Below are 12,890 nucleotides of genomic sequence, written 5' to 3' on the forward strand. Positions count from 1 at the left end.
TTCAAACTTTTCTTTTGCCATCTTAAAAAATTCCTATAAAGAAATTAACGCCTGACCCACTATTGGGCCAGACAAGCTAAATCATATAACAGCGCGAGCTGCAATTATTGCATCTGCAACGTTTTTAGCGGCTTCTGCATACTTCAAAAACTCCATAGAGTAAGATGCACGGCCTTGTGTTGCAGATCGCAGATCAGTTGCATAACCAAACATTTCAGAAAGTGGTACTTGCGCATTAATTTGCTTAAGACCACCGAATGCTTCTTCCATGCCTTCGATCATGCCGCGGCGACGGTTTAAGTCACCAACTACATCACCCATGTTTTCTTCAGGAGTGATAACTTCAACCTTCATTACTGGTTCTAGAAGAGCAGGGTTTGCTTCAAGCGCACCTTTCTTCATCGCCATTGAACCTGCAATCTTAAATGCCATTTCATTCGAGTCTACATCATGGAATGAACCATCATATAGAGTCGCTTTAACGCCAAGTAATGGGTAGCCTGCAAGCACACCTTGAGCCATTTGCTCTTGGATGCCTTTGTCTACCGCAGGGATGTATTCTTTAGGAACTGAACCACCAACGATTTCGTTAACGAATTCGTAAGTTGGTGCATCATCTTCCGAAATATCCATCGGTTCAAGTTTAAGCCAGACGTGACCATATTGACCACGACCACCTGATTGACGTACGAACTTCCCTTCAACTTCAACAGTTGAACGGATAGCTTCACGGTATGCTACCTGTGGCTTACCAACGTTACATTCAACACTGAATTCACGTTTCATACGGTCGACAATGATATCAAGGTGAAGTTCACCCATACCAGAAATAATAGTCTGGCCTGATTCTTCGTCAGTTTGTACTCTGAAAGACGGATCTTCTGCCGCTAGTTTACCTAACGCGATACCCATCTTATCTTGGTCAACGACTGTGCGAGGCTCAACCGCAACAGAGATAACTGGCTCTGGGAACTCCATACGCTCAAGCGTAATGATTGAGTTCGGATCACACAGTGTCTCACCTGTTGTTACGTCTTTAAGACCAATAGCCGCTGCGATGTCGCCTGCGTAGACTACTTTGATCTCTTCACGTGAGTTTGAATGCATCTGAACGATACGACCAAGTCGCTCACGCTTACTTTTAACTGGATTGTATACCGCATCACCCTGTTTAACAGTACCAGAGTAAACACGGAAGAAGGTCAAGGTGCCAACGAACGGGTCTGTCGCAATCTTAAAAGCAAGTGCGGCAAACGGTGCGTTGTCATCAGCAGGACGTTCTTCCTCAGTACCATCTTCAACGATACCTTGGATTTGTTTCACTTGTGTTGGCGCAGGCATATATTCGATAACAGCATCAAGCACAGCTTGAACACCCTTATTCTTAAATGCACTACCACACGTCATTGGAACAATTTCGTTTGCTAATGTGCGCTGACGTAAAGCTGCTTTAATTTCAGCTTCGGTCAGGTCTTCACCTTCTAGATATTTGTCCATTAGTTCTTCTGATGCTTCAGCAGCGCTCTCAACCATGTGAGAACGCCATTCTTCTGCAAGCTCCAGAAGCTCTGCCGGAATGGCCTCATAAGAGAAAGTCATGCCTTGATCTTCGGCATTCCAGTTAATGGCTTTCATCTTAATAAGGTCAATAACACCTTTAAAGTCGTCTTCAGCACCAATTGGTAGCTGAATTGGAACAGGCGTTGCTCCAAGACGAGATTTCACCTGGTCCACAACTGTTAAGAAGTCAGCGCCAGTGCGATCCATTTTGTTTACGAAGATCATGCGAGGAACTTCGTATTTGTTCGCCTGACGCCAAACTGTCTCAGTTTGCGGCTGTACACCAGATGAAGCACAAAGAACAACTACCGCACCATCTAGTACGCGTAAAGAACGCTCTACTTCGATAGTGAAATCTACGTGTCCTGGCGTATCAATGATATTGATGCGATGGTCGTCAAATTGAGCGTCCATCCCTTTCCAGAAACACGTTGTTGCAGCAGAAGTGATTGTGATACCACGCTCTTGTTCCTGCTCCATCCAATCCATAGTTGCAGCACCATCATGTACTTCACCGATCTTATGAGAAAGACCCGTGTAGAACAGAACACGTTCTGTTGTGGTGGTTTTACCTGCATCTACGTGAGCGCAAATACCGATATTGCGATAGCGCTCAAGTGGAGTTGTACGTGCCATATGATCCTCTTAAAGGTTAAGGGCAGATTACCAACGGTAATGAGCGAATGCTTTATTCGCTTCAGCCATACGGTGAACGTCTTCACGTTTCTTAACCGCAGTGCCTTTGTTGTCAGCAGCGTCAACGATTTCTTGAGCTAAACGTAAGCCCATAGATTTTTCGCCACGCTTACGTGCAGCGTCTACTAACCAACGCATACCTAATGCGTTGCGACGTACTGGACGTACTTCAACTGGTACTTGGTACGTTGAACCACCAACACGGCGAGATTTAACCTCTACCTGTGGGCGAACGTTTTCAAGTGCAGCTTCAAAGATTTCAAGGTGCGACTTGCCTGATTTCTCAGCAGCCACGTCTAACGCACCATAAACGATTTTTTCAGCAGTAGATTTCTTGCCGTCTAACATTACTACGTTAACGAATTTAGCAAGAAGTTCCGATCCGAACTTAGGATCTGGAAGAATTTTACGTTGACCTATTACGCGTCTTCTAGGCATTTTGTATCTCCGGTATCTTCAGGTTTGCTCTTTTAGAGTCAATACCCAAAACAATTAATTTAAAAATTTAGTGCTTGGCCTTACTAACGGAGAACCATTAGCCCTTAGGGCGTTTAGCACCGTATTTAGAACGAGCTTGACGACGGTCGCTAACGCCTGCACAGTCAAGTGCACCACGTACAGTGTGGAAACGCACACCTGGTAAGTCTTTAACACGACCACCACGGATTAGGATTACACTGTGCTCTTGTAAGTTGTGGCCTTCACCACCAATGTAAGATGTTACTTCGAAACCGTTAGTTAAACGAACACGCGCTACTTTACGTAATGCAGAGTTTGGTTTCTTAGGTGTAGTTGTATATACACGAGTACATACACCACGCTTTTGCGGACAAGCTTTAAGTGCAGCTGAGTTACTTTTAGTAACTTTGCTACGACGTGGCTTACGCACTAGCTGGTTAATAGTTGCCATTTAAATAGCTCCTGAAATTAAAATTACTACTGAAAAAATAAAAAAATCCGCCCTGTTTACATGCTCGTTACAAAACGTGCAGGCAAATGGGTGGCGGAATTTTAATGAGCAAAGTTTAACCTGTCAACCTTAACTCATCGTAAGGCAGAAGATAACTGCCTTACGATTTCTTAATCTATTGATTAAGCTGAGATTATTGGTTTCCAGAGATATCTGCGTTTAGTGCGTCAGTAAGTGCTTGAGTTGCCTCTTCAGCGCTTACTGTTTGCTCTTCAACGATTTCACCTTGCTTGCGACGGTTTAAACGGTCTTGGTGATACGCAAAGCCTGTACCAGCTGGGATCAGACGACCCACGATTACGTTTTCTTTCAGACCACGAAGCTCATCGCTCTTACCATTTACAGCGGCTTCAGTTAGGACACGAGTTGTCTCCTGGAACGATGCTGCAGAAATGAAAGATTCTGTTGCAAGTGACGCTTTAGTGATACCCATTAACTGGATTTCAAACTTCGCTGGGATCTTGCCTTGTTTCTCAAGTTCACGGTTAGAAATATTAACGCGTGCTACTTCAACTTGTTCACCGGCTAAGAACTCAGTGTCACCGCCGTCAAGGATGATACATTTACGTAGCATCTGACGAATGATTGTCTCAATGTGCTTGTCATTGATCTTAACGCCTTGCAAGCGGTAAACCTCTTGCACTTCGTTAACGATGTAGTTAGCTACATGAGTTACACCACGTAGGCGTAAGATGTCATGTGGTGACTCAGGACCATCGGCGATAACCTCACCTTTAGACACTTGCTCACCTTCGAACACGTTAAGTTGACGCCATTTAGGGATCATCTCTTCGTATGCGTCACCCTCAGCAGGAGTGATTACAAGACGCTTCTTACCTTTAGTTTCTTTACCGAAGCTGATAGTACCTGTGATTTCTGCAAGGATTGCAGGATCTTTCGGCTTACGTGCTTCGAATAAGTCAGCTACGCGAGGTAGACCACCCGTGATATCACGAGTCTTCGAACCTTCTTGCGGAATACGTGCTAGTACGTCACCTGGGTTTGCAGTTGCACCGTCTGTTACTTCAATCGTTGTGAATGAAGGAAGACGTGTTTCTTGCAGACCACGCTCATCGCTTTCGATGATTAGTTTAGGTTCTTTCGCATTCGCTTTACCTAAGTCTTTAACAACCACACGTGTTAAACCAGTTAACTCGTCTGTTTGTGCTTCGGTATTTGAGTCATCAATGTCGCTGAATGAGATTTTTGACTTGTGCTCAAGAACGATTGGGTGACTATGCGGGTCCCAAGTAGCAACGATGTCGTTACCTTGAACTTCTGCATTATCTTGTACTGCTAACACCGCACCGTAAGGTACTTTATAACGCTCTTTCTCACGACCAAAGCTATCGATGATAGTGATCTCTGTTGAACGAGACGTGATAACAATCTTACCGTCTGTGTTTAATACGTACTTCGCATTGTGTAACTTCAATGTACCGTTAGTTTTAACTTGTACACTGTTTTCAGCAGACGCTCGAGATGCCGCACCACCGATGTGGAAGGTACGCATCGTAAGCTGTGTACCCGGCTCACCGATTGATTGTGCCGCGATAACACCTACTGACTCACCTGGGTTGATGATGTGGCCACGCGCAAGGTCACGACCGTAACACTTAGCACATACACCAAAGTCATTATCACAAGTGATTACTGAACGAACGCGTACTTCATCCACTGAGTGCTCTTCTAAAAGGTCACACAGTTTTTCGTCAAGCATAACGTTACGCTCAACAAGTACTTCGTTAGTATTTGGAATTAATACATCTTCAGCAACAACACGACCTAGTACACGTTCACGAAGTGCTTCTACAACGTCACCACCTTCGATAAGCGGTTTCATTGTTAAGCCATCTTCTGTGCCACAGTCGTCTTCGTTGATTACTAAGTCTTGTGCAACGTCTACTAGACGACGCGTTAAGTAACCCGAGTTTGCTGTTTTAAGTGCTGTATCGGCAAGACCTTTACGCGCACCGTGCGTTGAGATGAAGTACTGTAGTACGTTTAGACCTTCACGGAAGTTCGCCGTGATTGGTGTCTCGATGATTGAACCATCTGGACGTGCCATTAGACCACGCATACCCGCTAACTGACGGATCTGAGCGGCGCTACCACGTGCACCTGAGTCTGCCATCATAAACACTGAGTTAAATGAAGATTGCTCTTCTTCTTCGCCTTTCGCGTTGATTACAGTGTCTTTTGATAAGTTCGCCATCATCTCACGTGATAAGTTTTCATTTACACGTGACCAGATATCGATAACTTTGTTGTACTTTTCACCAGCCGTTACAAGACCTGATTGGAATTGTTGGTTGATTTCAGTTACTTCAGCTTCCGCTGATTCAATGATTTCTGCTTTAACCGGTGGGATAACTAAGTCATCGATACCGATTGAAACACCTGACTTCATTGCGTAGTGGAAACCTGTGTACATTACTTGGTCAGCAAAGATAACGGTATCTTTAAGACCTAGACGACGGTAACACTCGTTTAATAAGCCAGAAATTTGTTTCTTACCTAGGGCTTGGTTGATTAACTCAAACGGCATGCCTTTAGGTAGGATTAGTGAAAGAATTGCACGACCTACTGTTGTTTCAACAATAGATACTTGCTCAACTGCTTCACCTTCTTCATTGTCAACTGTTTCGCTAATACGTACTTTTACGCGCGCATGTAGCTCAGCATTACCACTGCGGTATGCTTTTTCAGCTTCTTTAGGATCTTTAAATACAGTACCTTCGCCTTTCGCATTGATGCGATCACGAGTCATGTAGTAAAGACCTAATACAACGTCCTGTGAAGGAACGATGATTGGCTCACCATTCGCTGGAGATAGGATGTTGTTTGTAGACATCATTAGAGCACGTGCTTCTAACTGTGCTTCAAGCGTTAACGGTACGTGTACCGCCATTTGGTCACCATCGAAGTCAGCGTTGTACGCCGCACAAACTAATGGGTGTAAATGGATCGCTTTACCTTCGATAAGCACAGGTTCGAACGCTTGGATACCCAAACGGTGAAGTGTTGGTGCACGGTTAAGTAATACTGGATGTTCACGAATTACTTCGTCTAATACATCCCATACTTCTGCCACTTCACGCTCAACCATCTTCTTAGCAGCTTTGATAGTCGTAGCCATGCCGCGACGCTCTAATTTGCCGTAGATAAATGGTTTGAATAGCTCAAGTGCCATCTTCTTAGGAAGACCACACTGGTGTAGTTTAAGCGTAGGACCTACTGTGATTACAGAACGGCCAGAGTAATCTACACGTTTACCAAGTAAGTTCTGACGGAAACGACCTTGCTTACCTTTGATCATATCAGCAAGCGATTTAAGAGGACGTTTGTTAGAACCTGTGATCGCACGACCGCGACGACCGTTATCAAGTAGCGCATCTACCGCTTCTTGTAACATACGTTTTTCGTTGCGTACGATAATGTCTGGTGCTGCTAGATCTAATAGACGCTTAAGACGGTTATTACGGTTAATAACACGACGGTAAAGGTCATTCAGATCAGAAGTCGCAAAACGACCACCGTCTAGTGGTACTAATGGACGTAGATCAGGCGGAAGTACTGGAAGTACTGTCATGATCATCCACTCAGGGTTGTTACCTGATTGGTGGAAAGATTCCATTAATTTAAGACGTTTAGTGATCTTCTTACGCTTAGTTTCAGAGTTAATTGTTGGTAACTCTTCACGCATTTCAGCAATTAATTGGCCAAGATCAAGTTCACGAAGCAAGTCTAATACTGCTTCTGCACCCATCTTCGCTTCAAACTCATCACCGTGCTCTTCAAGTGCATCTAGGTACTCTTCTTCACCTAAAAGCTGACCACGTTCAAGCGTTGTCATACCAGGCTCAGTTACTACGAATGATTCGAAGTAAAGTACGCGCTCGATGTCACGAAGTGTCATGTCTAGCATTAAGCCAATACGTGACGGTAATGATTTTAAGAACCAAATGTGCGCAACTGGGCTCGCAAGCTCAATGTGACCCATACGGTCACGACGCACTTTAGTTAGCGTTACTTCAACGCCACACTTTTCACAAATAACACCACGGTGCTTAAGGCGCTTATATTTACCACATAAACACTCATAATCTTTCACTGGGCCGAAAATACGGGCACAGAATAAGCCGTCGCGCTCAGGCTTGAAAGTACGGTAGTTGATTGTCTCAGGTTTCTTTACTTCACCGTATGACCATGAACGAACCATATCTGGCGAAGCAAGACCAATGCGAATTGCATCGAATTCTTCGGTCTTATTTTGTTGCTTCAGAAACTTAAGTAAGTCTTTCACCTTAGCTCTCCTGTCGGAGGTTAATCTTGAGGGCGAACCAATCGCCCCTACATTCTATTCGGCCTAACAGGTGCGGCTTACGCCGCACCTAAATGGCTTAATTTTCTTCCAACTCGATGTTGATACCCAGTGAGCGGATTTCTTTCAACAATACGTTGAACGATTCTGGCATACCTGGCTCCATCTTATGGTTACCATCTACGATGTTCTTATACATCTTAGTACGACCGTTCACGTCATCCGATTTCACTGTTAGCATTTCTTGTAGAGTATATGCAGCACCGTAAGCTTCTAGTGCCCACACCTCCATCTCACCGAAACGCTGGCCACCGAACTGAGCTTTACCACCCAGCGGCTGCTGAGTAACAAGGCTGTAAGAACCAGTTGAACGTGCGTGCATCTTGTCATCAACCAAGTGGTTAAGTTTCAGCATGTACATGTAACCAACAGTTACTTGACGTTCGAACTGATCGCCAGTACGGCCATCATAAAGTGTAACTTGACCGCTTCTTGGATAACCACCAAGCTCTAGTAAGTCTTTGATTTCGCTTTCACGAGCACCATCAAAGGCTGGAGTTGCGATCGGTAAACCACCTTTCAAGTTATCAGCTAAGCGACGAACTTCATCATCAGAGAACGAGTCGATATCAACTTTCTGACGACAATCACCTAATTCGTAAACTTTCTTAACGAAGCTACGGATTTCGTGCAGTTCACGCTGCTCTTTCATCATTTCTTCTAAACGCTCACCCACACCACGTGCAGCAAGACCCATGTGTGTTTCTAGGATCTGACCGATGTTCATACGTGATGGTACACCTAGCGGGTTCAGAACGATGTCTACCGTACGACCTTTGTCATCGTATGGCATATCTTCTACTGGTACGATAGTCGAGATAACACCTTTGTTACCGTGACGACCCGCCATCTTATCACCTGGTTGGATACGACGTTTAACAGCTAGGTATACTTTAACAATCTTAAGTACGCCTGGTGCTAAGTCATCACCTTGAGTGATCTTACGACGTTTGTTTTCAAACTTCTTATCGTATTCAGCTTTAAGCTCATCGTACTGGGCAGCTAGTTGCTCAAGTTCAGCTTGCTTGTCTTCTTCGGCAAGGCTTTGAGTAAGCAGCTTTTCAGCATTTAGTGATGCAATTGAATCTGCGTTCAGACCTGCGTCAACAAGTAACTTACGAGCACGATCTAATACACCTGCTTCTAAGATACGGAACTCTTCGTTGAAGTCTTTCTTCGCTTCGCGAAGCTGCATGTCTTCAACTTCTAACGCACGCTTATCTTTTTCAACACCGTCACGGGTGAAAACTTGTACGTCGATTACAGTACCAGTTACAGAGTTTGGTACGCGTAAAGAGCTGTCTTTAACGTCTGACGCTTTCTCACCGAAGATAGCACGTAGTAGCTTTTCTTCTGGTGTTAATTGCGTTTCGCCTTTCGGAGTCACTTTACCTACTAGGATATCGCCGCCTTTAACTTCAGCACCGATATAAACAACGCCTGATTCATCAAGCTTGCCTAGTGCAGACTCACCTACGTTAGGGATATCTGCTGTGATCTCTTCAGGACCTAATTTAGTATCACGTGCGATACATTGTAGTTCTTGAATGTGGATAGTCGTTAGACGATCTTCTTGAACTACACGCTCAGATAGTAGGATTGAATCCTCGAAGTTATAACCGTTCCATGGCATGAATGCCACGCGAAGGTTTTGACCAAGTGCTAAGTCACCTAGGTCAGTCGAAGGACCATCTGCTAATACGTCACCACGTGTTACCGGCTCACCAACCATACAAGTTGGTTTTTGGTTAATACATGTATTTTGGTTTGAGCGAGTGTATTTAGTAAGGTTGTAAATATCGATGCCCGCTTCACCTGGAATACGCTCATCTTCATGTACATTTACAACGATGCGGCTTGCATCCGCATACATTACTTCACCACCACGCTTAGCAACGATAGTTACACCAGAATCTTTCGCTAGTGTAAGCTCGATACCTGTACCTACCAGCGGTTTGTCCGCGATAAGTGTTGGTACGGCTTGACGTTGCATGTTTGAACCCATCAATGCACGGTTAGCATCATCGTGTTCTAGGAACGGGATAAGTGCTGCCGCTACAGAGATCACCTGTTGTGGTGATACGTCCATATATTGTTGGTCCATTTTGCCCATAAAGGTTGATTCACCTTTGTGACGACATGGAATTAGTTCATCAACAAACTCATTGTTTTCGTTCAAGTTTGAGTTCGCCTGAGCGATAACAAACTGACCTTCTTCAATGGCTGATAAGTAATCTACTTCATCAGTAACTACACCGTTTACCACTTTACGGTAAGGTGTTTCTAAGAAACCATAGTCATTGGTACGTGCGTACGTAGACAATGAGTTAATTAGACCGATGTTTGGACCCTCAGGCGTTTCGATTGGACATACACGACCATAGTGAGTTACGTGAACGTCTCGAACCTCGAAGCCAGCGCGTTCACGTGTTAAACCACCCGGGCCTAATGCAGAAATACGACGCTTGTGCGTTACTTCTGAAAGCGGGTTATTTTGGTCCATGAACTGTGATAACTGAGATGAACCAAAGAACTCTTTAACCGCAGCCGAAATAGGCTTAGCGTTAATAAGATCTTGTGGCATTACAGCGTCAAGGTCACCTAAGCTTAAACGCTCACGTACAGCACGCTCAACACGTACTAGACCAACGCGGAATTGGTTCTCAGCCATTTCGCCAACACTACGGATACGACGGTTGCCTAAGTGGTCGATATCATCAACATCGCCAACACCGTTACGAATAGCGATAAGCACTTTCATAACAGCTACGATGTCTTCTTTCGATAATGTGCCAGGGCCAGTATCTGAGTCATAACCTACACGGCTATTGAACTTCATACGACCAACTGTTGATAAATCGTAACGCTCGTCAGAGAAGAACAAGTTATCAAATAAGGCTTCAGCCGCGTCTTTCGTCGGTGGCTCGCCTGGGCGCATCATGCGATAAATTTCTACTAATGCTTCTAAACGGTTGCTTGTTGTGTCGATACGTAATGTATCTGACATGTAGGCGCCGCTGTCCACTTCGTTGATATATAGTGTATCAATCTTAGTGTGACCTGCTTTAACCAATTCAGCCATTAGCTCAAGTGATAGCTCGTCATTCGCGTTTGCGATGATCTCACCCGTTGACTCATCAACATAGTTTTTAGCTACAACACGACCAATGATGTACTCATGCGGTACTTCTAATTGGTTAATACCTTTTTTCTCGATGTTCTTGATGTGACGCGCAGTAATACGACGACCCGCTTCAACAAGGACTTCACCGTCTTCGCCTTTGATATCAAAAGCGGCAGTTTCACCACGTAAGCGTGAAGGAACAAGTTCCATAAGAACTTTACCGTCAGCAACTTCAAACGCAGTTGTATCGAAGAATATCTCTAGGATTTCATCCGTTGAGTACTCAAGTGCACGTAAGATGATTGACGCCGGTAATTTACGACGACGGTCAATACGTACATAAAGGTTATCTTTTGCATCAAACTCGAAGTCTAACCATGAACCACGGTAAGGAATTACACGCGCGTTATAAAGTACTTTACCTGACGAGTGAGTTTTACCGCGGTCGTTATCAAAGAATACACCAGGGCTACGGTGTAGCTGAGAAACGATAACACGCTCTGTACCATTGATAACAAAGGTACCGGTATCAGTCATGAGCGGAATTTCGCCCATGTAAACTTCTTGCTCTTTAATGTCTTTAACTGTGCCTGGTGCTTCTTTGTCCATCACCACAAGACGCAATTTTACGCGAAGTGGAGCAGAATAAGTCACACCGCGAATTTGACATTCTTTTACATCGAATACTGGCTCACCAATACGATAACTTACGTATTGAAGCTCAGAATTTCCCGAGTAGCTTTTGATAGGAAACACAGAACGGAAAGCAGCTTCCAAACCGTGATCGCCATCAGCGTCAGGGACTAAGAATTTTTTAAACGATTCTAACTGCGTCGACAGTAAGAAAGGTATATCCAAAACTTGTGGACGTTTACCAAAATCCTTACGGATACGTTTCTTTTCAGAATAAGAGTAAGCCATGGGGTTCCTCAGCTTGCTGATCTTTGACCCGACCTGTTCTTGTAAGAACAGACTTAACTGGCATCTAAGCCAAGATGTACAACATTAAATTGTTGTTCTATTTTGCTCTGACACTTTCAACACCAAAATAGGTAACAACTTGAAAGTAAAGAGAAAATTAGATTTTATTTGCGTTACAGGATTGCATCGCTCTATAGCGCAAAAAGGCCGGTGATTAAATAATCACCAGCCCTTGCCTGATTACTCAGGCAGCGAACCTAGCGTAAGCTAGATTACTTAACCTCAACTTCAGCACCAGCTTCAGTAAGGTCTTTTGCAAGTGCTTCAGCTTCTTCTTTAGATACACCTTCTTTGATAGGTGCAGGAGCAGCTTCAACAAGTGCTTTAGCTTCTTTAAGGCCAAGACCAGTAGCACCACGTACAGCTTTGATAGCTGCAACCTTGTTAGCGCCAGCGCCAGTAAGGATTACGTCGAACTCAGTCTTTTCTTCAGCTGCTTCAGCAGCAGGACCAGCAACAACAGCAGCAGCTGCAGTTACGCCGAATTTTTCTTCCATTGCTTCAACTAGAGCAACAACGTCCATTACTGACATTTCAGCAATAGCATCAAGGATTTGGTCTTTAGTTACAGACATTACAAATTTCCTAATTATTACGGACTAAATATAGCCCAAAAAAAATATTACACCGAAAGTGAACAAAAAAACAGCTTAAAATTAAGCAGCTTGCTCTTCTTTCTGTACACGTACTGCTTCAATTGTTTTACACAATTTACCTGCAGACGCTTCTTTCATAGCGCTCATTAAGCGTGCAACAGCTTCGTCGTAAGTAGGTAGAGTTGCTAGCATAGCTGCGTCTACTACGTTACCTTCAAATGCAGCCGTCTTAACTTCGAATTTCTCGTTCTTCTTCGCGAAATCTTTGAAGATACGCGCAGCAGCACCTGGGTGCTCTGAAGAGAAAGCGATTAAGCTTGGACCTACAAGTGAGTCAGAAAGGCACTCAAAATCTGTACCTTCAACAGCACGTTTAGCTAAAGTGTTACGAACAACTTTCATCCATACACCAGCTTCACGAGCTTCTTTACGAAGGGCAGTGATAGCACCAACTGTTACACCACGAGAATCTGCAACAACTGCAGAAAGAGCACCAGTGGCTGCTTCGTTGACTTCAGCAACAATTGCTTTTTTGCCTTGAAGATTTAAAGCCATGGGTGTTACTCCTGGTTTAATGGG

The 12,890-nt window shown here is 44.2% G+C and carries 7 protein-coding genes; all 7 read right to left on the reverse strand.

Annotated features, from left to right (window positions below; all coding sequences use genetic code 11):
* Positions 1–81 precede the first annotated feature (81 nt).
* The 7 genes from fusA to rplJ all read right to left on the reverse strand — a co-directional run bounded on the left by fusA (position 82) and on the right by rplJ (position 12,866).
* Positions 82–2,196, reverse strand: coding sequence for an elongation factor G (gene fusA, locus CWC02_RS13020; protein ID WP_138618635.1), 2,115 nt, complete (start codon positions 2,194–2,196; stop codon positions 82–84).
* A gap of 27 nt (positions 2,197–2,223) precedes the next feature.
* Positions 2,224–2,694: a 30S ribosomal protein S7 gene (rpsG, locus tag CWC02_RS13025; RefSeq protein WP_054554834.1), complete on the reverse strand. Its 471-nt coding sequence runs from the start codon at positions 2,692–2,694 to the stop codon at positions 2,224–2,226.
* Between the two features lie 97 nt (positions 2,695–2,791).
* The gene (gene rpsL, locus CWC02_RS13030) at positions 2,792–3,166 is read right to left on the reverse strand and encodes a 30S ribosomal protein S12 (protein WP_002958885.1); all 375 of its coding nucleotides are present in this window, start codon (positions 3,164–3,166) and stop codon (positions 2,792–2,794) included.
* 193 nt (positions 3,167–3,359) lie between these two features.
* Positions 3,360–7,532, reverse strand: a complete 4,173-nt coding sequence (gene rpoC, locus CWC02_RS13035) for a DNA-directed RNA polymerase subunit beta' (RefSeq protein WP_054554832.1) — start codon at positions 7,530–7,532, stop codon at positions 3,360–3,362.
* 97 nt (positions 7,533–7,629) lie between these two features.
* Positions 7,630–11,655 carry a DNA-directed RNA polymerase subunit beta gene (rpoB, locus tag CWC02_RS13040; protein WP_054554831.1) on the reverse strand — a complete coding sequence of 1,342 codons (4,026 nt, stop codon included), beginning with the start codon at positions 11,653–11,655 and terminating at the stop codon, positions 7,630–7,632.
* Between the two features lie 272 nt (positions 11,656–11,927).
* Positions 11,928–12,290, reverse strand: a complete 363-nt coding sequence (rplL, locus tag CWC02_RS13045) for a 50S ribosomal protein L7/L12 (protein ID WP_054554830.1) — start codon at positions 12,288–12,290, stop codon at positions 11,928–11,930.
* A gap of 81 nt (positions 12,291–12,371) precedes the next feature.
* Positions 12,372–12,866: a 50S ribosomal protein L10 gene (gene rplJ / locus CWC02_RS13050; protein ID WP_054554829.1), complete on the reverse strand. Its 495-nt coding sequence runs from the start codon at positions 12,864–12,866 to the stop codon at positions 12,372–12,374.
* Between the last annotated feature and the right edge of the window lie 24 nt (positions 12,867–12,890).

The sequence above is a fragment of the Pseudoalteromonas sp. S2721 genome, from assembly GCF_005887425.1.
In the GTDB taxonomy this organism is placed as follows: Bacteria; Pseudomonadota; Gammaproteobacteria; order Enterobacterales; family Alteromonadaceae; genus Pseudoalteromonas; species Pseudoalteromonas simplex.

Coding starts and splice junctions, on each gene's coding strand:
- rpoB (WP_054554831.1), bottom strand. CDS start 11,655: ATGGCTTACTCTTATTCTGAAAAGAAACGTATCCGTAAGGATTTTGGT.
- rplL (WP_054554830.1), bottom strand. CDS start 12,290: ATGTCTGTAACTAAAGACCAAATCCTTGATGCTATTGCTGAAATGTCA.
- rpsL (WP_002958885.1), bottom strand. CDS start 3,166: ATGGCAACTATTAACCAGCTAGTGCGTAAGCCACGTCGTAGCAAAGTT.
- rpsG (WP_054554834.1), bottom strand. CDS start 2,694: ATGCCTAGAAGACGCGTAATAGGTCAACGTAAAATTCTTCCAGATCCT.
- fusA (WP_138618635.1), bottom strand. CDS start 2,196: ATGGCACGTACAACTCCACTTGAGCGCTATCGCAATATCGGTATTTGC.
- rplJ (WP_054554829.1), bottom strand. CDS start 12,866: ATGGCTTTAAATCTTCAAGGCAAAAAAGCAATTGTTGCTGAAGTCAAC.